Annotated in this window: 20 protein-coding genes; 11 read left to right on the forward strand and 9 right to left on the reverse strand. The window is 73.1% G+C overall.

Annotation, left to right across the window (positions count from 1 at the left end):
- The first annotated feature begins 1 nt into the window (after nucleotide 1).
- The 4 genes from BJ958_RS26140 (at nucleotide 2) to bar (ending at nucleotide 4,915) form a co-directional block, all read left to right on the forward strand.
- Nucleotides 2–1,999 (forward strand): hydantoinase B/oxoprolinase family protein, encoded by a 1,998-nt coding sequence (locus BJ958_RS26140; RefSeq protein WP_179729679.1) that lies wholly within the window; start codon nucleotides 2–4, stop codon nucleotides 1,997–1,999.
- 19 nt (nucleotides 2,000–2,018) lie between these two features.
- The gene (locus BJ958_RS26145; RefSeq protein WP_179729680.1) at nucleotides 2,019–2,759 is read left to right on the forward strand and encodes an SDR family oxidoreductase; all 741 of its coding nucleotides are present in this window, start codon (nucleotides 2,019–2,021) and stop codon (nucleotides 2,757–2,759) included.
- Nucleotides 2,760–2,849: 90 nt separating this feature from the next.
- Nucleotides 2,850–3,785 (forward strand): carbamate kinase, encoded by a 936-nt coding sequence (locus BJ958_RS26150; RefSeq protein WP_179729681.1) that lies wholly within the window; start codon nucleotides 2,850–2,852, stop codon nucleotides 3,783–3,785.
- Between the two features lie 23 nt (nucleotides 3,786–3,808).
- Nucleotides 3,809–4,915 carry a barbiturase gene (bar, locus tag BJ958_RS26155; protein ID WP_179729682.1) on the forward strand — a complete coding sequence of 369 codons (1,107 nt, stop codon included), beginning with the start codon at nucleotides 3,809–3,811 and terminating at the stop codon, nucleotides 4,913–4,915.
- Nucleotides 4,916–4,992: 77 nt separating this feature from the next.
- Here bar and BJ958_RS26160 read toward each other — a convergent pair whose 3' ends face one another.
- Together BJ958_RS26160 and BJ958_RS26165 are read right to left on the reverse strand one after the other, a co-directional pair.
- On the reverse strand, nucleotides 4,993–5,397 hold the full coding sequence (locus tag BJ958_RS26160; protein WP_179729683.1) for a VOC family protein: 405 nt from the start codon (nucleotides 5,395–5,397) through the stop codon (nucleotides 4,993–4,995).
- 61 nt (nucleotides 5,398–5,458) lie between these two features.
- Nucleotides 5,459–6,205: a helix-turn-helix transcriptional regulator gene (locus BJ958_RS26165; protein ID WP_179729684.1), complete on the reverse strand. Its 747-nt coding sequence runs from the start codon at nucleotides 6,203–6,205 to the stop codon at nucleotides 5,459–5,461.
- A 124-nt stretch (nucleotides 6,206–6,329) separates the two neighbouring features.
- On the opposite strand from BJ958_RS26165, the gene BJ958_RS26170 reads away from it, so the two are divergent.
- Genes BJ958_RS26170 through BJ958_RS26185 form a run of 4 tightly spaced genes read left to right on the forward strand, consistent with a single transcriptional unit; the run spans nucleotide 6,330 to nucleotide 10,856 of the window.
- Nucleotides 6,330–6,809, forward strand: a complete 480-nt coding sequence (locus BJ958_RS26170; RefSeq protein WP_179729685.1) for a (2Fe-2S)-binding protein — start codon at nucleotides 6,330–6,332, stop codon at nucleotides 6,807–6,809.
- Nucleotides 6,806–9,259 carry a xanthine dehydrogenase family protein molybdopterin-binding subunit gene (locus tag BJ958_RS26175; RefSeq protein ID WP_179729686.1) on the forward strand — a complete coding sequence of 818 codons (2,454 nt, stop codon included), beginning with the start codon at nucleotides 6,806–6,808 and terminating at the stop codon, nucleotides 9,257–9,259. Before BJ958_RS26170 ends, BJ958_RS26175 begins: the two co-directional genes overlap by 4 nt.
- Complete coding sequence (locus BJ958_RS26180; protein ID WP_179729687.1) at nucleotides 9,256–10,113, forward strand: FAD binding domain-containing protein; 858 nt, start codon at nucleotides 9,256–9,258, stop codon at nucleotides 10,111–10,113. Before BJ958_RS26175 ends, BJ958_RS26180 begins: the two co-directional genes overlap by 4 nt.
- A gap of 2 nt (nucleotides 10,114–10,115) precedes the next feature.
- Complete coding sequence (locus tag BJ958_RS26185) at nucleotides 10,116–10,856, forward strand: SRPBCC family protein (RefSeq protein ID WP_179729688.1); 741 nt, start codon at nucleotides 10,116–10,118, stop codon at nucleotides 10,854–10,856.
- Between the two features lie 46 nt (nucleotides 10,857–10,902).
- Here BJ958_RS26185 and BJ958_RS26190 read toward each other — a convergent pair whose 3' ends face one another.
- The 7 genes from BJ958_RS26190 to BJ958_RS26220 are packed head-to-tail and all read right to left on the reverse strand — an operon-like array spanning nucleotide 10,903 to nucleotide 16,883.
- Nucleotides 10,903–11,610, reverse strand: a complete 708-nt coding sequence (locus BJ958_RS26190) for a hypothetical protein (RefSeq protein WP_179729689.1) — start codon at nucleotides 11,608–11,610, stop codon at nucleotides 10,903–10,905.
- Entirely contained in the window at nucleotides 11,607–12,533 is a 927-nt protein-coding gene (locus BJ958_RS26195) for a vWA domain-containing protein (protein WP_179729690.1), read from the reverse strand. Before BJ958_RS26195 ends, BJ958_RS26190 begins: the two co-directional genes overlap by 4 nt.
- Complete coding sequence (locus BJ958_RS26200) at nucleotides 12,530–13,600, reverse strand: VWA domain-containing protein (protein ID WP_179729691.1); 1,071 nt, start codon at nucleotides 13,598–13,600, stop codon at nucleotides 12,530–12,532. The genes BJ958_RS26195 and BJ958_RS26200 overlap by 4 nt, the downstream gene beginning before the upstream one ends.
- Nucleotides 13,573–14,097 carry a hypothetical protein gene (locus BJ958_RS26205; RefSeq protein WP_179729692.1) on the reverse strand — a complete coding sequence of 175 codons (525 nt, stop codon included), beginning with the start codon at nucleotides 14,095–14,097 and terminating at the stop codon, nucleotides 13,573–13,575. The genes BJ958_RS26200 and BJ958_RS26205 overlap by 28 nt, the downstream gene beginning before the upstream one ends.
- Nucleotides 14,081–14,971, reverse strand: coding sequence for a DUF58 domain-containing protein (locus BJ958_RS26210; protein WP_179729693.1), 891 nt, complete (start codon nucleotides 14,969–14,971; stop codon nucleotides 14,081–14,083). Before BJ958_RS26210 ends, BJ958_RS26205 begins: the two co-directional genes overlap by 17 nt.
- 7 nt (nucleotides 14,972–14,978) lie before the next feature.
- Entirely contained in the window at nucleotides 14,979–16,037 is a 1,059-nt protein-coding gene (locus BJ958_RS26215) for an AAA family ATPase (protein WP_179729694.1), read from the reverse strand.
- Between the two features lie 30 nt (nucleotides 16,038–16,067).
- A complete protein-coding gene (locus BJ958_RS26220) occupies nucleotides 16,068–16,883 on the reverse strand; it encodes an RDD family protein (protein ID WP_179729695.1) in 816 nt (271 codons plus the stop codon).
- A gap of 55 nt (nucleotides 16,884–16,938) precedes the next feature.
- Between BJ958_RS26220 and BJ958_RS26225 the strand changes: the two genes are divergently transcribed.
- The 3 genes from BJ958_RS26225 to BJ958_RS26235 all read left to right on the forward strand — a co-directional run bounded on the left by BJ958_RS26225 (nucleotide 16,939) and on the right by BJ958_RS26235 (nucleotide 20,087).
- Entirely contained in the window at nucleotides 16,939–17,943 is a 1,005-nt protein-coding gene (locus BJ958_RS26225; protein ID WP_273520219.1) for a stage II sporulation protein M, read from the forward strand.
- Between the two features lie 23 nt (nucleotides 17,944–17,966).
- A complete protein-coding gene (locus BJ958_RS26230) occupies nucleotides 17,967–19,310 on the forward strand; it encodes a protoporphyrinogen/coproporphyrinogen oxidase (protein ID WP_179729696.1) in 1,344 nt (447 codons plus the stop codon).
- A 63-nt stretch (nucleotides 19,311–19,373) separates the two neighbouring features.
- Nucleotides 19,374–20,087 carry a hypothetical protein gene (locus BJ958_RS26235; protein WP_179729697.1) on the forward strand — a complete coding sequence of 238 codons (714 nt, stop codon included), beginning with the start codon at nucleotides 19,374–19,376 and terminating at the stop codon, nucleotides 20,085–20,087.
- Nucleotides 20,088–20,090 lie beyond the last annotated feature (3 nt).

Consider the following 20,090-nt stretch of genomic DNA (forward strand, 5'->3'; position numbering starts at 1 on the left):
CATGTGCCTGAGCTGCCAGACCATCCACAACGGCGCCGCACCGGCCGACCACGCGCACGACACCCACACCGGCTCGCGCCGCGCGCCCACCCAGTTCCCGTTCGGGACCCTGACCGCCGACGCCGGCCGCAGCGCCGACCCGGTGCTCGTCGAGATCGTCCAGGGCTCGCTCGCCGCCGTCGAGCACGAGGTCGAGACCGCCATCGCGCGGACCAGCCGCAGCCCGATGATCCGCGACGCGCACGACTTCCGCGCCGGCATCCACGACCGGCTGCTGCGCAAGCTGACCGGCCGCTCCTACTCCGCGCTCGTGCACCCGGTCGCCCGGGACTTCCCGATCGAGGAGATGCAGGAGGGCGACGTCTTCTTCCACAACGACGTCTACCTCTCCGAGGGCGGCATCGGCCACCTTCCCGACCTGTGCGTCACCGTCCCGGTGTTCGCCGGCCTGGATGGGGAGCGCCGCGTCGTCGGCTTCATCCAGGCCTTCGGGCACCACGACGACATCGGCGGCGCGGTGCCCGGCTCGATGCCCTCGCACGCCACCAGCGTGTTCGAGGAGGGCCTCGCGGTGCCCCCGATCAAGCTGTGGGACGCGGGCGTGCCCAACAAGGCCGCGCTGCGGATCATGACCCGCAACTCCCGGATGCCCGAGTCGCTCGCCGCCGACCTCGACGCCGAGTGCTCGGCGTGCCTGATGGGTGCACGGCGCCTGGGCGAGCTGTTCGACCGCTACGGCATCGAGACCGTCGAGGCCTGCTTCGACGCCGTCATCGACCGCTCCACCGAGACCTACCGCCGCGAGATCCTCTCCAAGATCCCCGTCGGCAGCTGGACCTGGGAGGACTACGCCGAGCACGACGGCGTCGACGAGCCGCAGCTGCACACCCAGCGGATCACGCTGACGCGCACGGCTGCCGACGACCCCGAGGGCGAGCGGCTGATCCTCGACTTCGACGGAACCGGTCCGCAGGCCAAGGGCCCGATCAACCACTGCGGCGACTACTCCGACGGCGTCTTCCTCAAGAAGTGGCTCGCGCCGATCCTGCGCAACCTCGCCGACACGCCGGAGCGGATGGCCGAGCTCGACGTCAACGAGGGCGTGGTGCCGCTGATCGAGATGCGGTTCCCGCCGCCGGGCACGCTGCTCACGCCGGTCTTCCCGGCACCGACCAACGCGCGCACGTTCGTCATCCTGCGCCTGCTCGGCGTGCTCGCCGGCGTCATCGCCAAGGCGGTCGACGGCAAGATGCCCGCCGACCAGGAGACGATCCGCTACACCGGCGTCTACGGCGAGGACCTCGACGGCCGCTCGTACCTCATGCGCGAGGTGCTCGGCGGCGGCTCCGGCGGTCGCTACTACGCCGACGGCGAGGACACGATCCACGTCGTACCGGACTCGCGGAACCTCCCCACGGAGTTCACCGAGTCGCGCTTCCCGTTCGTGGTCGAGTCGCTCGGCCTCGCCATGGACTCCGGCGGCGCCGGCCAGTTCCGCGGTGGCCTCGGCTACGAGAAGCACATCCGGATGCTCAAGGACGCCAACTTCATGTCGATCGCCGACCGCTCGATCCTCGCCTGCTGGGGCGTCAAGGGCGGCAAGGCGGGCAAGCCGTTCCAGGTCACCATCGACCCGGGCGGCCCGAACGAGCGCGAGGTCGACGCCCTCGCCGACTCCGAGCCCGTCGTGACCGGCGAGACCATCCGGATCCGCACCACCGGTGGCGGCGGCTGGGGCAACCCGCTCGACCGCGACCCGGCGCTGGTCGTGCGCGACGTCGTGTGGCGCAAGGTCTCCGCGGCGTCAGCGCTCGACGACTACGGCGTGGTCCTCACCGGCTCGCTCGACGACGACACCCTCGGGTACGACGCCGACGCGACCGCCGCCGAGCGGGCCTCCCGCCCGGTGCCCGCAGCCGACGACGCGTTCTTCGACCGCGGCCCCGGCTACGGCGTACTCGCCGGGGGCGCGACCGCCGCCGCGGTGGACGTGCTCTGAGGAACCACGGGAACCGACGATGAAGGTCGCGATCCTCGGGGGATCCGGCAAGACCGGTCGCGCCGTCGGCGCGGCCCTGGCCCAGGCGGGCGTGGCGACACGCCCCCTGGGCCGGGCCGCGTTCGACGACCTGCCGGCCGCCCTGGCCGGCGCGGACGCCGTGCACGTGATCGCCCCCAACCTGCACCCCGACGAGCCGGCGTACGTCGCCGCGGTGCTCGCCGCCGCCACCGAGGTCGGCATCGGCCGGGTGGGCTACCACTCGGTGGCCTCGCCCTACGTCCCCGCCATGCCGCACCACCTGGGCAAGGCCGTCTCGGAGGACCTGGTCCGCCGCTCCGGCCTGGCCTGGACGATCATCCAGCCCTGCGCCTACGTGCAGAACCTGCTGCCCGCCCTGCGCTCCGGCACCCTCGACGTGCCGTACTCCGTCGACACCCCGTTCGGGATGGTCGACCTGCACGACGTCGCCGCCGCGACCGCGGTCGTGCTCACCGGCGAGGCGCACGTCGGCGCGACGTACGAGCTCGGTGGGCCAGCCCTCGTCTCGATCGCGGACGTGGCCGCAGCAGCGGGTGTGACCGCCCGCCGGGTGCCTGCCGGGAGCGACGTGCACCCGTGGCTGCAGGCGATGTTCGACTACTACGACGACCACGGCCTGCCCACCGGCGGTGTCCCGCTGGCCGCCCTGCTCGGTCGTCGGCCCGCCTCGGTCGCCGAGGTCCTGGCCCGTGATCTCGCTGCCGATCCCGGGGCGTGAGGACCGCTGGCAGGTGTTGCCAGCCTTCTGCTCCGGAGTTGGCTGTTCCTCACGATGAACGAGGGTGATCCGGCTCACTAGGTTCGCTGCATGAGGATCCTGCTGGCGCTCGGCGGCAACGCGATGACGTCCCCCGACGGCAAGGCCCGTCCGGAGGACCAGATCGCGGCCGCGACCGAGGCGATGGAAGCCGTGGCCGACCTGGTCGCGGCCGGTGTCGACGTCGTCATCACCCACGGCAACGGGCCGCAGGTCGGCAACCTGCTCGTCAAGAACGAGCTGGCCGCCACCGTGGTCCCGCCCGTGCCGCTCGACTGGTGCGGTGCCCAGACCCAGGGCACCCTCGGCGACATCTTGATGAACGCCCTCGACGGCGCGCTCGCCGCCCGGGGCCTGACCCGGCCCACGGCCGCCCTGGTCACCCGCACCCGGGTCGACGCCGCCGACCCGGCGTTCGCGAAGCCGAGCAAGCCGGTCGGTCGCTACCTGTCCGCCGACGAGGCGCGCACCATGATCGAGCACGGCGAGACGTGGGAGGACCGCGGCGAGCGCGGCTGGCGGCGGATGGTCGCCTCGCCCGAGCCGCTCGAGGTCCTCGACGCCCCCGCCGCGGTTGCCCTCGTCGAGGCCGGCTTCGTCGTCATCGCCAACGGCGGTGGCGGCATCCCGACCGTCCGCAACACCGACGGCAGCCTGGCCGGCGTCGAGGCGGTCATCGACAAGGACCTGGGTGCCGCCCTGCTCGCCCAGGCGATCGAGGTCGACCTCCTCGTCATCGCCACCGACGTCGCGCACGCCGTGCTCGGCTTCGGCACCCCCGAGGCCGCCGACATCGGTCAGGTCAGCCTCGACCAGATGCGGAAGTACGCCGCCGACGGCCACTTCGCCGGCGGCTCCATGGGCCCGAAGGTCGACGCGGTGTGCCGCTTCGTCGCCAGCTCGGGTCGCCGCGGCGTCATCACCGACCTCGGCAGCATCCTCGCGGCCGCCGAGGGCCGCGCCGGAACCATCGTCACCCCCAACTGAAGAACCCCGAAAGGAACCCGACCATGCCTTCTGCCATCGAGGTCCGCAAGGTCCCGATCCACTCCGTCGCCGACGCGTCCGAGCTGGCCAAGCTCATCGACGACGGTGTCTTCAAGGCCGACCGCGTCATCGCGATCATCGGCAAGACCGAGGGCAACGGCGGGGTGAACGACTACACCCGGATCATCGCCGACCGTGCCTTCCGCGAGGTGCTCGTCGACAAGGGCGCCCCGGTCGACCAGGTCAAGCAGGTCCCGATCGTGTGGTCCGGCGGCACCGACGGCGTGATCAGCCCCCACGCCACCATCTTCGCCACCACCGACGTCGCCGAGGACGACCCGAGCCGCGAGGAGCAGCGCCTCACCGTCGGCTTCGCGATGAGCGAGCCGATCCTGCCCGAGGAGATCGGGTACGTCGCGATGATCGAGAAGGTCGCCGCCGGCGTGAAGGTCGCCATGGAGCGCGCGGGCATCACCGACCCGGCCGACGTGCACTACGTGCAGACCAAGACCCCGCTGCTGACCATCCACACCATCCGCGACGCGCACAGCCGCGGCAAGCAGGTCTGGACCGAGCACACCCACGAGTCGATGGACCTCTCCAACGGCGTCACCGGCCTCGGTATCGCCGTCGCCCTCGGCGAGATCGAGATGCCGACCGACGCCGACGTCATGAACAACCGCGACCTGTACTCCTCGGTCGCCTCCTGCTCCTCGGGCGTCGAGCTCGACCAGGCCCAGATCGTCGTCGTCGGCAACGCCAAGGGTGTCGGCGGGCGCTACCGGATCGGCCACTCGGTCATGAACGACGCCCTCGACCAGGACGGCATCTGGAACGCCATCAAGGACGCCGGCCTCGACCTGCCCGAGCGCCCGCACTCCTCCGACCTGCAGGGCCGCCTGGTCAACGTCTTCCTCAAGTGCGAGGCGTCCCAGAACGGCGAGGTCCGCGGTCGCCGCAACGCCATGCTCGACGACTCCGACGTGCACTGGCACCGCCAGATCAAGTCGTGCGTCGGTGGCGTCACCGCTGCCGTGACCGGCGACCCGGCGGTCTTCGTCTCGGTCTCCGCCGCCCACCAGGGCCCGGAGGGCGGCGGCCCCGTCGCCGCCATCGTCGACCTGGGCTGATCGCCGGGACCGACGTCCTCCCGGATCCCCGTCCCTGCCCACCGGCAGGGGCGGGGATCCGTCATGTCCGGGGAAGGTCAGCGCGCCGGCGGTGCGAAGACGCCGAACTGGTTGCCGGCCGGGTCCTTCAGGTAGGCGAACGTCGGCACGCCCGGGCCGACGTCCAGGTGCTGGCTCACGACGGTGCCGCCGAGCTGCTCGGCCGCCGCGCAGGTGGCCGCGACGTCGGCCACCAGGATGGAGAACACGGCGTGCCCGGGCATCTGCCCGGCGGTGCCGAAGACGCCCCCGGACGGCCCACCGCCCCCGGGGGCGGTGACCAGGCGGTAGTCGAGGCCGCCGGCCTCGGAGGCCTCGTCGGTGGCGAACGTCCAGTCGAACAGGCCGCCGTAGAACTTCTCGGCGGCGCCGGGGTCGTCGGTCGCGACCTCGAACCACGCGACGGTGCCGGGCGCGGGCGGGGCAAGGGGAGTGCTGGTCATCGGAGCTCCTCGGTGAGTGGAAGGGGGAACACGACCACCGTCGCAAGGCTTCGCGACAGCCCTATGTCGGAGTTCCCGACGCGATTCCGAGCAGCTCCTCCGGGCGCAGCGCCGACGCCGGCAGCGGCCCCAGCGCCTCCGCCAGGGCCGGGTCGCGCGGCCGCCGCGGGCCGCGGGCGAGCGCCGGCGTGCGCTCGGCCGACGTGATGCGGTCCATCCGGAAGACCCGGTCGTCCTCGCGCAGGCGGCACCAGGCGGTGAGGTACGACCCGCGCGGGCCCATCACGACGTGCTGCGGCTCGACCTCGCGCTCCGACTCGACGTGGTCCACGTCGACGTAGCCGATCCGCAGGACGTGCCCCTCCCGGACCGCCCGCCAGATGGTCTCGGCGACCTCGGCGTCGGGTGTCGCGCCGAGGGGGACGACGAGCCGCACCTTCGCCGCCGCTGCCCGGGCCTCCGCGAGGGCAGGGCCGGGCATCGCCGCGACGATCTTCTGCAGCGCCGACCGGGCGTCGCGCGCGAACAGCACGTGGGTGCTGCTGCTCAGTGCCACCGCGACCGCCGTCGCCTCGCGCGGGGTGAAGTTGAGCGGCGGCAGCGTCATCGAGGGGTCCAGGCTGTAGCCGCCCGTGCGGCCCTGCCGCGTCGCGAGCGGTACGCCGGCCTGCCCGAGCGCGCTCAGGTCGCGCTCGATCGTGCGGACGCTGACCTCGAAGTGCGCGGCGAGCTGGCTCGCCGTGCGCCCGCGCGGACCCGCGGCGCGCAGCTCCTCGACGAGGGCGTAGAGGCGGTCCGTCCGGTTCATGTCGGCAGGCTAGGCGCGAGCACGGACACCGCCCGAGGCACGCCGACCCTGCCACCAACCCGGCACCAACCACGCCTGCCTAGCGTGAGGCAGGTCACAGGTCCCTCACGCTCAAGGGAGAGTCATGACCCGGATCAGCCTCACCGTCGACGGTCAGCAGGTGACCGACGACGTCGAACCCCGCCTGCTGCTGGTGCAGTACCTGCGCGAGAAGCTCGGCAAGACCGGCACCGTCATCGGTTGCGACACCAGCAACTGCGGCGCCTGCACCGTCCACCTCGACGGCAGGAGCGTGAAGTCCTGCAACGTGCTGGCCGTCCAGGCCGACGGAGGGACGGTCACCACCATCGAGGGACTGGCCGGCGAGGACGGCGCGCTGCACCCCGTGCAGGAGGCCTTCCGCGAGTGCCACGGCCTGCAGTGCGGCTTCTGCACGCCCGGCATGATCATGCAGACCGTCGACCTGCTGGCCGAGAACCCCAGCCCGTCGGAGGAGGCCATCCGGCTCGGCCTCGAGGGCAACCTGTGCCGCTGCACGGGCTACCACAACATCGTCCGCGCGGTGCAGCACGCCGCGGGTACGACGGAGGGGGCGCAGGCATGACCGCCACCCAGGAGCCCACCCGGGGCGAGATCGGCCGCGACCGCCGCCGCAAGGAGGACCAGCGCCTCATCACCGGCCGCACCCGCTGGACCGACAACATCACGCTGCCGGGCATGCTGCACCTCGCGATGGTGCGCAGCCCGTTCCCGCACGCGCGGATCACCGGCATCAACACCGCCGAGGCCAAGGCCAGCCCCAACGTGGTGGCGGTGTTCACCGGAGCGGACCTCGGGGAGGGCCAGGGTGCGTGCATCAACGCGTGGCCCGTCGTGCCCGACCAGGTCACCCCCGCCCACCTGCCGATGCCGACCGACCGGGTCGCCTTCGCCGGCGAGACGGTGGCGGTGGTGGTCGCCCGCAGCGCCGCCGAGGCCCGCGACGCCGCCGAGCTGGTCGAGGTCGACTACGAGGAGCTCCCGGCCGCGCTCGACCTCAAGGAGTCGGCCGAGGCCCACACCAACGGCGGCGCGCTCGCGCACCCCGACCTCGGCACCAACGTCAGCGCCGTGTGGCGCTTCGACTCGGCCGAGGCCGGCACCGGCGGCGACGTCGAGCAGGCGATCGCCGAGGCCCGCGAGAACGGCATCGTGATCGAGCGGGAGTACCGCCAGCAGCGGCTGATCCCCGCGTTCATGGAGCCGCGCAGCGTCGTCGTGGACCCGACCGGCGAGCAGATCACCGTCTGGTCGGCGACCCAGGTGCCCCACATCCTGCGCTTCGCGATCGCGGCCACGACCGGCGTACCCGAGTCGAAGATCCGGGTGATCGCGCCCGACGTCGGCGGTGGCTTCGGCGGCAAGCTGCAGCAGACGCCGGAGGAGATGATCGCCTTCGCGGTGGCCCGCAAGCTCGGCAAGCCGGTGAAGTTCACCGAGACCCGCAGCGAGTCGCTGCTCACCGCCCACCACGGCCGCGACCAGTGGCAGCGGCTCACCCTCGCCGCGACCAAGGACGGTCACCTCACCGGCCTCAAGGTCGACCTGCTCGCCGACCTCGGGGCGTACGTCGCCATCGTCGGCGGCGGCGTGCCGGTGCTCGGGGCGTTCATGTTCAACGCGATCTACAAGTTCCCCGCCTACCAGTTCCAGACCACCAACGTCCTCACCAACAAGACCTGGACCGACGCCTACCGCGGCGCCGGCCGGCCCGAGGCGACGTTCGCGATCGAGCGGCTGATGGACGAGCTCGCGGCCGAGCTCGGCAAGGACCCGCTCGAGGTCCGCGAGATGAACTGGATCAAGCACGAGGAGTTCCCGTTCACCACGGTGGCCGGCCTCGAGTACGACTCCGGGAACTACGAGGCCGCCACCGCGCGCGCCAAGGAGATGTTCGGGTACGACGCGCTGCGCGCCGAGCAGGCCGAGCGCCGCGCCCGGGGCGACCGGGTCCAGCTCGGGCTCGGCGTGTCGACCTTCACCGAGATGTGCGGCCTCGCGCCGTCCCGGGTGCTCGGCAGCCTCAACTACGGCGCCGGCGGCTGGGAGCACGCCGAGGTCCGGATGCTCGCGACCGGCAAGGTCGAGGTCGTCACCGGGGCGTCCGCCCACGGTCAGGGCCACGAGACGGCGTTCAGCCAGATCGTGGCGGACCGGCTTGGCGTCCCGTTCGAGGACGTCGAGGTCCTGCACGGGGACACCCAGATCTCCCACAAGGGCCTGGACACCTACGGGTCCCGCAGCCTGGTCGTCGGCGGCGAGGCCCTGGTGCGGGCCGTCGACAAGGTGATCGAGAAGGCGCGGCCGGTCGCGGCCCACCTGCTCGAGGCCTCCGCCGACGACCTCGAGTTCAGCGACGGCCGGTTCACCGTCAGGGGAACCGACCAGGGGATGGCGATCACCGAGATCGCGACCGCCGTCTTCGCCGCGCACAACCTCCCCGACGGTGTCGAGGCGTCGATCGACTCGGAGGCGACGTACGACCCCGTCAACTTCAACTACCCGCACGGCACCCACCTGTGCGCGGTCGAGGTCGACACCGAGACCGGGCAGGTCCGGCTGCGCAAGTACGCCTGCTGCGACGACATCGGCAACGTCATCAACCCGCTCATCGTGTCGGGGCAGGTCCACGGCGGACTGGTCCAGGGCATCGCCCAGGCGCTGTGGGAGGAGGCGGTCTACGACGACAACGGCACCCTCGTGACCGGGTCGTTCGTCGACTACCTGCTGCCCACCGCGGCCGACACGATCAGCTTCGAGCTCGACCACACCACCTCGCCGGCGACCACGAACTCGCTCGGCACCAAGGGCGTCGGCGAGGCCGGCACGATCGCGTCCACCCCCGCGGTGGTCAACGCGGTCGTCGACGCGCTGCGCCCCTACGGCGTCCACGACGTCGCGATGCCGTGCACGCCGGAACGGGTCTGGCGGGCCATCAACAGCGGTGGGTCCGGGGGAGAGACGACCGAGGCCGCCGCACCCCACTTCGACGAGTCGGAAGGAGCAGCCCAGTGATCCCCGCAGCCTTCGAGTACGTCGCCCCGGCCACGGTCGAGGAGGCGCTCGCCGCGCTCGCCCAGCACGGCGACGACGCCAAGATCATCGCCGGCGGCCAGAGCCTGCTGCCGGTGCTCCGGATGCGCCTCAACGCGCCGGAGTGGGTGATCGACCTGGGCCGGATCGCGTCGCTGCGCGGCGTCCGCGACGGGGGAGACCACCTCGCGATCGGCGCGATGACCACGCACCACGACGTCGGCCAGGACCCGCTCGTGCACGAGCACGCGCTGCTGGTCAGCAAGGCCATCACGCACCTCGCCGACGCGCAGGTGCGCCACCGCGGCACCTTCGGCGGTGCCCTCGCCCACGCCGACCCGGCCGGTGACCTCGGCGCACCGGCGCTCGCGCTCGGTGCGACCTTCGTGGTCCAGGGGCCGGGCGGGACGCGGGAGATCGCGGCCGACGACTTCTTCGTCGACCTCTTCGAGACCGCGATCTCCGACGACGAGATCCTGACCGAGGTCCGGGTCCCGAAGCACGACGGCTGGGGGGCGGCGTACGAGAAGTTCGTCCGGATCGCCCACCAGTGGCCGATCGTCGCGGTCGCGGCGACCGTGCGGATGGAGGGCGACACCATCGCGGAGGCCCGGATCGGCCTGACCAACATGGGCTCGACGCCCGTGCGGGCCCGGGCCGCGGAGGCCGCGCTCGCCGGCGTACCGGCGACGGAGGAGGGGGTCGCCGCCGCGGCTGCCCTCGCCGCCGAGGGCACCAACCCGCCGAGCGACCTCAACGGCGACGCCGACTACCGCCGCCACCTCGCGACCGTGCTCACCCGACGGGCCGTGCTCGCGGCCGCCGGGAGGGGCTGACCTTGGACCTCAGCCACTCCTTCACCGTCCCGACGTCGCTCGACGCGACCTGGGCGCACTTCCAGGACATCGGCGCCCTCGCCGAGTGCTTCCCGGGGGCCCAGGTCACGGCGGTCGGCACCGACGACGACGGCGCCCCGACCTTCGAGGGCACCTGCAAGGTCAAGCTCGGCCCGATCGCGCTGGTCTACGCCGGCTCCGGCAAGTTCGTCGAGCGCGACGAGGCCGGCCACCGGTTCGTCGTGGACGCGAAGGGGCGGGACAAGCGCGGCAACGGTACGGCGGGCGCCACGGTCACCGTGACCATGGCGGCCGCCGACGCCGGCTCCACGCGGGTCGACGTCGTCACGGACCTGGCGATCACCGGCAAGCCCGCGCAGTTCGGGCGCGGTGTGATGCAGGACGTCTCCGACAAGCTGCTCGGACAGTTCGTGTCCTGCCTCGAGCAGCGCCTCGCCGCCGAGGCAGCGCCTGCTCCGGCCGCTGGGAGCGCCGCCGAGGAACCCACCGACACCGCGGCCGCCGGGAACCATCCCGAGCCGGCGGCCGCGGTACCCACGCCGCCTCCACGGCCCGCACCGGCAGCCGCTCCGCGGCCGGCCGCGGCCGAGGACGACGCCCTCGACCTCGGCTCCGCGGTGCTGCCGATCCTGGTCAAGACCTACGGCAAGCAGATCGGCGCGGTCCTCGCGGTGCTGGTCGCGATCGCGCTGCTGCGGCGTCGTCGGAGGCACCGGGGCTAGCCCCGGTGGCGCCCACGGCGGCGATCAACGTGGTGCAGCGGTGCGCCTACCACGCGTCCGGCCGGGTGTAGTCCTCGTCGTCGTAGAGGTCCTGGTCCTCGTGGCGCTGGTCGGCGCCGCGGTCGTTCTGCTCCTGCAGCCGGTCGCGGCGCGGGTCGGACTCGCCGGGGTCGCCGGGCTGCTGCGGCTGCTGGGGCGGCTGCTGGTCCTGGGGCTGCTGCGGCTGGTCCTGGTTCTGCTCGAGCTTCTCGCGCAGCCGCTCGTCGACCGCGCCGGCATCGGCGGTCTGCTCCTCGCCCCGCCCGGAGTCCTGCGGGCACCTGCCCGCGGCGAGCACGTCGATGCCGGCCTGGTACGCCGACCGCGCATCCTCGGTCGCCCCGGACTCGGCGGCGGCGTCACCCACCGCCTCGTGGGCGAGGGCCAGGTTGATCCGCACCGTGCACTCGTCGCGGTGCGGCACGTCCTCGAGGGCGTCGCGGTAGGCGGTGATCGCCTCGGCGTACCTGCCCTGGGCGTGCTCGGACGCACCCTCGTCGAAGGCCGCGACCCAGGACTCGAACCAGTTCAGCGTGCGGGTGCCGGCGAACTCGGCCGCCGCGCCGTCGAGGTCGCCGCGGTCGAAGGCGTCGCGACCGGAGGCGTTGGCCTGCAGCATCAGCGTCACCTTGAGTGCGTACGCCGCCACGAGCAGCACCGGCACCAGCCCGGCGAGGAGCAGCACCACCCGGAGCCGCCGGCGGGGGTTCGTCATCGGACCGCTCCCTTCCGCGGTGCCAGCACGTGCCGCGACGCCCACACCGCGCGCCAGCCGGCGTGCAGCTCCAGCAGCAGCAGGCCGAGCAGCAGGACGCCGAACAGCCAGGTCAGGTCGTGCTCGGCCGGGCGGTCGTGACCACCCGCGCCGTCGGAGTACGACGCCTCGAACGAGCGGGCGAGGTCGTCGAGACCGCCGGGCCGGGTGCGGTGCTCGAACCGGACGCCGAGCTGGTCGGCGATCTTCTGCAGCTCGTCGGTGTCGGCGTGGGACTGGGCGGTGTCACCGGTCGCGGGGTCCTGGACGAAACCGAGGTCACCGGTCAGGTCGTCGTCGGCCGGCATCGGGGCGCCCCGCTTCGTCCCGTAGCCGAGGACGGCTCCGCCCGCGACCTGGTCGGCCACCTGGTCGTAGGAGTCGACCCCGTCCTCGCTCGTGGTGTCCTCGCCGTCGCCGACGTAGACGACGATCCGGCGCCGCTGGGGTGCCTGCTCCGCGGACCGTTCGAGCAGGTCCTTCAGCTCCGGCACGGGACGGGTGGCGCTCGAGCCGGTGCCGTCCTTGGGCTTCTCCAGGTAGAGCGTCTCGACGGCCGCCCCGAAGGCGGCGCTGTCGGAAGTGAGGGGGAGCACCACGCGCGCGTCGGCGCCGAACGCGAGCATCCCGAACCGGGCTCCGGGCAGCGCCTCGGCGAGCGCGGTGAGGTCGGCCTTGGCCCCGGTGATGCGCGGCTGCTTGCCGTCGTAGTCGAGGGCCGCCATCGACCGGGTGCGGTCGACGACGACGATGACGTCGAGGTCGGAGAGCTGGGTGGGCACCTCGGCACGGCCGAAGCCGGGGCGCAGCACGATGACCACGAACAGCAGCACGATGCCGATCCGGCGGGCCAGCACGAGGACGGTCGAGGTGGTGGTGCTCATCGGCCCGCCCCGCTCCGGTCGCGCAGCACGAGCACGCCCTGCAGCACCCACAGCAGCACGAGCCCGCCGAGGCCGACCCCGACGACGACGGTGCCGAGGTGGGGCCGGTCGAGCACCTGCACGAGCGGCGGCCGCTTGATCGGCTTGGCGTCGAGGCGGGCGATCGCGTCGATGACCGCCTTGGTGCTGCCGTCGGCGCCGAGCATGGAGAAGGTGCCGCCGGTGCTGGTGACCGCGCTGCGGAACTGCTCTGCCGCGTCGGGCCGTTCGGCCGTCGCCGGCGCGGCGATGCCGTGGACGACCACCTTCTTCTCGCGGGCGTACGCCGCCGCGTCGGGCACGCTGAAGATCCCCTTGCCGATCGGCTCGTTGTCGGAGGCCAGCACGATCGCGCGGCTGCGGTCCTCGTCGTTGCGGTCGAAGCGCTGCACGCACGAGGCCAGCCCGTCGCCCATCTGGGACTGGATGTCCCAGTCCAGCACGGTGCCGGCGGTGAAGACGGCGTACTCGTCGCTGTAGACGTCGCCCGACGCGAACGCCTTCTCCGCCGCGTTGAGCTGCTCGAGCACGTAGGTGTAGTCGTCGGTCAGCGGGAACACGGTGATCGCGGCGCCGCTCCAGATCGTCAGCCCGATCCGCTCACCGCGCAGGCCCGAGATGATCGCGCGGAACTCGCGCAGCACGTCGGCGTCGACCTCCGCCATCGAGCCGGACGCGTCCAGGCACAGCACGATGTCGCGGGTGCGGTCCTCCTGGGTCATCGTCTGCCGCTGCTGCAGCCGCCCGGCCAACACCACCGCCCCGGTGCAGGCCACCAGCGTGGCCAGGGTCAGGCAGGCGCCGAGCACCACCTGGCGTCGCACGAGCGTGCGGTAGCGGGGGAGCGACTGCAGCCGTGCCGCGTGGGCGACGTACGACGCACCGGCGCGGCTCGGTCGCCGCCAGGGACGCAGCCACACCACGAGCAGCAGGAGCACGAGCGCGCCGAGCAGCAGCGAGAGCCACGGCCACCGGAACCCGGTCGTGTCGGTGTCCCACATCAGGCCGCGCTCCAGGCCGGGCTCCACGTGGCGACCAGGCCGCGCGCGCGATCGACGGCGGTGTCGAACAGGCCGTGGGCGAAGGTGCCGTCGGGGTCGTCGGGGGCGAACTCGGGCGGGTAGACCAGCTCAAGCACCTCGACCAGCGCGAACGGCGCCCGGTCGCGGAAGTCGGCCAGCGCCATGGTCCGCGCCGGAAGCGTGGTGACCGCGGCGACGTAGTCGCGGACCACCTCGCTGAGCTGCTGGTGCCCGTCGCGGGCGCTGATCTCGCCCGCGCCGACCCGGGCCTCGATGTGGTCGATCCGGGCCAGGTGCTGCTGGCGCACGTCGGGCAGCGGGACGCCCGCACGCGCGAGGCCCACCGGTCGTGGCGGCCGGGTGAACCACCACGCGAGCAGGTAGTAGGCGACCAGCGCGACGGCGAGCCCGACGGCGATCCACAGCCAGCGGTCGGCGTACCCGACCGGTCCGGTGAACTCCTCGGGCAGGTCGACGGCCAGTGCCTCAACGCCGGCGCGCATGGCGGTGCCTCTCGAGGAGCCGGAAGACGGCGGTGATCGCGGAGTCGTGGTCGCGGACCAGCTCGTGGGCGATGCCCAGCTGGTCGAGGCGGCGGCGCATCCGCTGGCCCTCCTCGTCGACGAGGGCGGCGAACTCCGCACGCAGCCGGGCGTCGCGCCGCAGCCAGCCGGGCACCTCGGCGTCGGCGTCGACGTCGACGAGGCGTCGGTCGGCGACGCTGCGCTGGGTGGGGTCGAGGTCGCCGACGGTCAAGAAGAGCACCTCGTGCTGCGCGGTCAGCCGGCGCAGCAGCATCGTGGACTCGTCGGAGAGGGTCACGTCGTCGGTGACGACGACGAGGATGGTGCGCCGGCGGACGGTGCGCACGACGTGGCGCAGCAGGCCCGGCAGGTCGCCGTGGGGCCCGTCGGGGGTGATCGCGTCGTGGACGGTGCCGAGCAGCCGCTCGAGGTGCAGCTCGCCGGCGGCCGGGCGTTCGACGTGGTGGCGCTCCTCGTCGCCGTGGACCAGCGCGACCAGGTCGCCGTGCTGGACGGCGAGGTAGCCGATCACGCCGGCGACCAGCACGGTGAGCTCGCGCTTGGCGACCGCGGCGTCGTTGAGCGCGGCCATGCTGCGGCCGGTCGAGACGCACAGCAGCACGGTGTGCTTGCGCTCGGCGACGTACCTCTTGACCAGCAGCTGGCGGCTGCGCGCCGAGGCCTTCCAGTCGATGTCCTTCACGTCGTCCCCGCGGACGTACTCGCGCAGGTCGTTGAAGTCGATCCCGCGCCCGACGTGGATCGCGGCGTACTCGCCCTCGAGCAGGCCCCACACCTTGCGGTGGGCGTGGATGGCCAGCCGTGACTTGATCCGCGTCAGGTGGGCCGTCACCGCGGGCTCACGGGGTCGGCACGGCCCGGAAGACGGCGTCGATGACCGTCTCCGGGCGGACGCGGTCGGCGAGCGCCTCGAAGCTGAGGTGGAGCCGGTGGCGCAGCACGCTGTGCCGCAGCTCGCGGACGTCCTCGGGGATCACGTAGTGGCGGCCCTGGACGACCGCCATCGCCCGCGCTGCCTGGAAGAACGCGATCGACCCGCGCGGACTCGCGCCGATCTCGACGTAGTTGCCGAGCTCGGGCCCGAGGAGCCCGGTGACGTCGCGGGTCGCCCGCACCACGGCGGTGATGTAGCGGCGGATCGCCGGGTCGACGTACACCCTGCGCACCAGCTCCTGCAGCTCGGCGACCTCGTGGGGCGTGACGACGGCGGGTACGTCGGTCATGTGCTGGCCCAGCGTGCCGTCGTCGATCCGCTCGAGGACCACCAGCTCGTCGTCCTCGGTGGGGTAGTCGACGATCTCCTTGAGCAGGAACCGGTCCATCTGGGCGTGGGGGAGGACGTAGGTGCCCTCCTCCTCGATCGGGTTCTGGGTGGCCAGGACCATGAACGGGTCGGGCAGCGGGTGGATGGTGCCGGCGATCGACGTCTGCCGCTCCTGCATCGCCTCCAGCAGTGCCGACTGGGTCTTCGCGCTCGCCCGGTTGATCTCGTCGAGCAGCACGAAGTTGGCGTGGACCGGCCCGAGCTGGGTCTCGAACTCGTGGCGGCGCGGGTCGTAGACCTGGGTGCCGATGATGTCGCTCGGCAGCAGGTCGGGCGTGCACTGGATCCGCGCGAACCGGGCGCTGACCGCTTGCGACAGCGTCGACGCAGCGAGCGTCTTCGCCAGGCCGGGCACGCTCTCGAGCAGCACGTGGCCCTCGGCGAGCAGGGTGACCAGGAGCGCCGTACGGACCCGGTGCTGGCCGACGACCCGGCTGGAGAAGGCGTCGGAGACCTTGCTGATCGCCTCGGTCGCGCGGGCCAGCTCGTCGACCGAGAGCGGCGTGCTCGGGTCGGCGGGCGTACGCCGGGTGCGGCCGGTGGGAGCGGTCGGCGGCTCGTTGACCTGCGTCATGCCGCCCAACCTACCCAGCGGGCGGGTGGGTCACCCCTGCTTGGTCAGCAGCCGCTGGCGCAGCCGGTCGTCTCGCCGCAGCCGCTCGAGGTCGCGCTCGCGGCGCTCGGCCACCACGGCTATCAGCACCAGCTCCGGCGGCGCCCCGGGCGGCGGGGGCGGGGCGACGTACGGCGCCACGTCGCCCAGCAGCGCCCGTCCGACCCGGTCACGCGAGACCGGGTCGAGGGTGGGCAGGCGAGCCAGGAACTGGCGCACCGCGAGCGCGGTGCCCGTCGGCAGCGCCGCCAGGTCGGTCCGCCGCGCCCAGGCCGCGAGCTGGGGTGGCATCGGCGGCGGGGGAGGCAGCCGCAGCGGGACCCGCTCGCGCACGACGTACGTGCCCGCGGCGTAGTCGCCCAGCCGCTTGCCGCGGGTGCTGAGCATGATCGAGAAGAACGCCGGCGCCCCCGAGAACGCGTAGATCTCCACGAACCCGATCAGCGCCCGCACCAGCGCGTGCTGGAAGCTGATCGGCCCGCCGTCGTCGCGGACCGTGCGCAGCCCGAGCGCCAGCTTGCCGAGCGAGCGGCCGCGGGTCAGCGTCTCCAGCGCGGTCGGGACGACCAGGAACGTGATGACCGACGTGAGCACGATGCCTGCCCCGAGCAGCGCCTCGTCGTGGGCGACCGACGCGCCGACCAGCAGCAGGATGTAGAGCACGACCAGGGTCACCACCGTGACCACGACGTCGATCAGCCCGCTCGCCATCCGCAGCCCGAGCGAGGCGGCCGGCAGGTCGAGCGCCACGCCCTCGCCGGTGACGAGGTCGTCGGCGGTGACGGTGGCGAAGTCGGAGGTGGGCATCGGGGGCAGCCTACGGCGACGGCGGGTTGGCGCGGGGGACGGATAGATTGACCGTGTGCCCCGCATCGACCTCGACGCGTACGTCGCCACCCACGCGGGGTCCTGGGCGCGCCTGGACCAGCTGGTGCGCCAGCGGCACCGCAGCGGTGCGGAGGCCGACGAGCTGGTCGACCGCTACCAGCAGGTCGCGACCCACCTGTCCGTCGTACGCACCTCGGCGCCCGACGGTGAGCTGGTGGCCCACCTGTCCTCGCTGCTGGGGCGGGCACGGATCGCGATGCTGGCCTCGCGGGTGCCGAGCTGGCGCGGGTTCGCGGGGTTCTTCACCGAGCGGTTCCCGGCGGCGCTCTACAACCTGCGCTGGTGGTGGCTGGGCTGCCTGGCCGGGAACGTGGTGGTCACCGCGGTGATGATGCTCTGGCTCGGCCAGCACCCGCAGGTCGAGCAGAGCCTGCTCTCGCCGCAGGAGGTCGACCAGCTGGTCAACAGCGACTTCGAGAGCTACTACAGCGAGAACGCCGCCGGCGCCTTCGCCACCCACGTGTGGGTCAACAACGCCTGGGTGAGCGCCCTGTGCATCGCGCTCGGGATCCTCGGGCTGCCGGTGCTCTACCTGCTGTTCCAGAACGTCGCGAACCTCGCGATCGTCGGCTCGATCATGATGCGCCACGACCGCGGCGAGCTGTTCTGGGGGCTGATCATCCCGCACGGCCTGCTCGAGCTGACGTGCGTGTTCGTCGCCGGCGGCGTGGGCCTGCGGCTGTTCTGGTCGTGGGTCGAGCCCGGGCAGCTCTCCCGGGCGGCGTCCCTCGCCAGGGCCGGACGTACGTCGGTCACCGTCGCTCTCGGACTGGCGGTGTGCCTGTTCGTGAGCGGCATCATCGAGGGCTTCGTGACGCCCTCGCCGCTGCCCACGTGGGCGCGGATCGCGATCGGCGTGCTCGCCGAGCTCGGCTTCCTCGCCTACGTCTTCGTGGTCGGCCGTGCCGCCGCCTCGCGCGGCGTCACCGGTGACGTCGCCGCGTCCTTGCTGGAGGACCGGGTCGCCACCCAGGCCTGACCGGTTGTCTCTAGGCTGGCCCCATGAGCCGGGCGGTCGTGGTGGGAGCGGGGATCGCCGGTCTGGGTGCCGCCCGCGCCCTCACGGAGGCGGGCAGCGACGTCCTCGTGCTCGAGGCGACCGACCGCCCCGGCGGCAAGCTGCGGGCCGGCGAGGTCGCCGGGGTCACGGTCGACGTCGGCGCCGAGGCGATGCTCCACCGGCGCCCCGAGGGCACCGCGCTCGCGGCGGCCCTCGGCCTGCCGATCACCCACCCGACGACGGCGACCTCACGGGTCTGGACCCGCGACGCGCTGCGCCGGCTGCCCCGCACCCTGATGGGCGCCCCGCTCGACCTCGACGACCTCGCCGGCACGGGCATCCTGTCGGCCGACGGCCTCGACCGCGCGCGCCACCAGGTCGTGCCGCACCCCGACGGCGACGTCTCGGTGGGCGACCTCGTCGGCCGGCGCTACGGCGACGAGGTGGTCGACCGGCTGGTCGAGCCCCTCCTCGGCGGCGTGTACGCCGGCCAGGCCCGCCGCATCTCCGCCCGCTCCGCCGCGCCGCAGCTGCTCGACCTGCTCACCCGTGACGAGGTCAGCGTGCCCGGGCCGCCCGCCGACGCACCGCCCGTGTTCGCCGCCGTCGACGGCGGCATGTGGCGCCTGCCCGCCGCCCTCGAGGCCGACCTCCGCGACCGTCCCGGTGTCGAGGTCCGCCACGAGACCCCGGTCACCGCGGTGCGCCGTACCCCCACCGGCTTCGTGGTCACCACCCCCGCGGGGGAGGAGCACGCCGACCACCTCGTGCTCGCCACGCCCGCCGCGCCGACCGCCCGGCTGCTCGCCGACCTCGCCCCGCAGGCAGCCCGCGAGCTGGCAGGGATCGCCTACGCCTCGGTCGCCCTGGTCACCTTCGCGTTCCGCAGCGACGACCCGGGCGTCGCCGAGGCGCTCGACACCGGCGCCTCCGGCTTCCTGGTCCCGCCCGTCGACGGCCGCCGGGTCAAGGCGTCGACCTTCTCCTTCGCCAAGTGGGACTGGGTGCGCGACGCAGGGGAGGGCCTGCTGGTGCTGCGCACCTCGCTCGGCCGGTTCGGCGAGGAGGACACCCTCCAGGTCCCCGACGAGGGGCTGGTCAGCGCCTCGCTCGCCGACCTCGAGCTGGCCACCGGCCTGACCGCGTCCCCGGTCGACGCGGTCGTCCAGCGCTGGGGCGGCGGGCTGCCGCAGTACTGGGTCGGCCACGCCGACCGGGTCGCCCGCATCCGCACCGCGGTCGCCGAGGTCCCCGGCCTCGCGCTGTGCGGGGCGGCGTACGACGGCGTCGGCATCCCCGCCACCATCGGCTCGGCCCGGGACGCGGTCGACGGCCTGCTCGCCTGAGGCGCCCGAACCTTGCCCCGTTGTCCCTGTCCCGCGGGACACCGGGCCCGGGATGCTCCTGTCATGACAGCTCAGACCCACGTCCCCCCGACCGCCCTCGACCACACCGCGCCGCACGACGAGCCGGTCGTCTACCCCCCGACCCGCTGGGCGTTGGCCGGTCTCGGCGCCGGCCTCGCCGGCGTCGGGGCGATCGTCTCGTCCTCGATGGTCAGCGCCGTCTACGACGACAAGTACGCCGGTGACGCCGACGCCATCTCCGAGGCACTCGGCGACATGGTGCCGCAGATGCTGGCCTTCCACCTGAGCGCGATGGTCGCCGCGGTGCTGCTGGTCCCGTTCGGCGCAGGCCTGTACCGCCGGCTCAAGGCGAGCACCCCCGCCGACAGCGCGCTCCCGCTCGTCGCCTTCTCGGGCGTGCTGGTCACGGCGGTCGTCCTGGTCCTGGGCGCGGGCCTCGACACCGAGTTCATCTTCTCCGCCGGCGACAGCGACATCCTGGTCTCCTCGAACGCCGCCATGTACAACCACTGGATCGGCACCGTCCCGTGGTGCTGGGGCCTGCTCGGCCTGTCCGGCATCACCCTCTTCGGCGCGGCCCGCCACGGCGGCGTCCCGAGGTGGATGGGCCTGGTCGGCCTCCTCGGCGGCGGCCTGACCCTGCTGCTCGGCATCTCTCCGCTGCAGTACATGGCCGGCATGACCGGCCCGATCGGCCTGCTCGTGATCGCGCTCGGCTTCCTCGCCGGGGACAAGGCGTTCCGCGGCCGCTCGTGAACG

The organism is Nocardioides kongjuensis (genome assembly GCF_013409625.1).
Classification (GTDB): Bacteria; Actinomycetota; Actinomycetes; order Propionibacteriales; family Nocardioidaceae; genus Nocardioides; species Nocardioides kongjuensis.

Coding starts and splice junctions, on each gene's coding strand:
- BJ958_RS26220 (WP_179729695.1), bottom strand. CDS start 16,883: ATGCCCACCTCCGACTTCGCCACCGTCACCGCCGACGACCTCGTCACC.
- BJ958_RS26195 (WP_179729690.1), bottom strand. CDS start 12,533: ATGAGCACCACCACCTCGACCGTCCTCGTGCTGGCCCGCCGGATCGGC.
- bar (WP_179729682.1), top strand. CDS start 3,809: ATGCCTTCTGCCATCGAGGTCCGCAAGGTCCCGATCCACTCCGTCGCC.
- BJ958_RS26205 (WP_179729692.1), bottom strand. CDS start 14,097: ATGCGCGCCGGCGTTGAGGCACTGGCCGTCGACCTGCCCGAGGAGTTC.
- BJ958_RS26165 (WP_179729684.1), bottom strand. CDS start 6,205: ATGAACCGGACGGACCGCCTCTACGCCCTCGTCGAGGAGCTGCGCGCC.
- BJ958_RS26150 (WP_179729681.1), top strand. CDS start 2,850: ATGAGGATCCTGCTGGCGCTCGGCGGCAACGCGATGACGTCCCCCGAC.
- BJ958_RS26175 (WP_179729686.1), top strand. CDS start 6,806: ATGACCGCCACCCAGGAGCCCACCCGGGGCGAGATCGGCCGCGACCGC.
- BJ958_RS26230 (WP_179729696.1), top strand. CDS start 17,967: ATGAGCCGGGCGGTCGTGGTGGGAGCGGGGATCGCCGGTCTGGGTGCC.
- BJ958_RS26160 (WP_179729683.1), bottom strand. CDS start 5,397: ATGACCAGCACTCCCCTTGCCCCGCCCGCGCCCGGCACCGTCGCGTGG.
- BJ958_RS26170 (WP_179729685.1), top strand. CDS start 6,330: ATGACCCGGATCAGCCTCACCGTCGACGGTCAGCAGGTGACCGACGAC.
- BJ958_RS26215 (WP_179729694.1), bottom strand. CDS start 16,037: ATGACGCAGGTCAACGAGCCGCCGACCGCTCCCACCGGCCGCACCCGG.
- BJ958_RS26145 (WP_179729680.1), top strand. CDS start 2,019: ATGAAGGTCGCGATCCTCGGGGGATCCGGCAAGACCGGTCGCGCCGTC.
- BJ958_RS26190 (WP_179729689.1), bottom strand. CDS start 11,610: ATGACGAACCCCCGCCGGCGGCTCCGGGTGGTGCTGCTCCTCGCCGGG.
- BJ958_RS26140 (WP_179729679.1), top strand. CDS start 2: ATGTGCCTGAGCTGCCAGACCATCCACAACGGCGCCGCACCGGCCGAC.
- BJ958_RS26235 (WP_179729697.1), top strand. CDS start 19,374: ATGACAGCTCAGACCCACGTCCCCCCGACCGCCCTCGACCACACCGCG.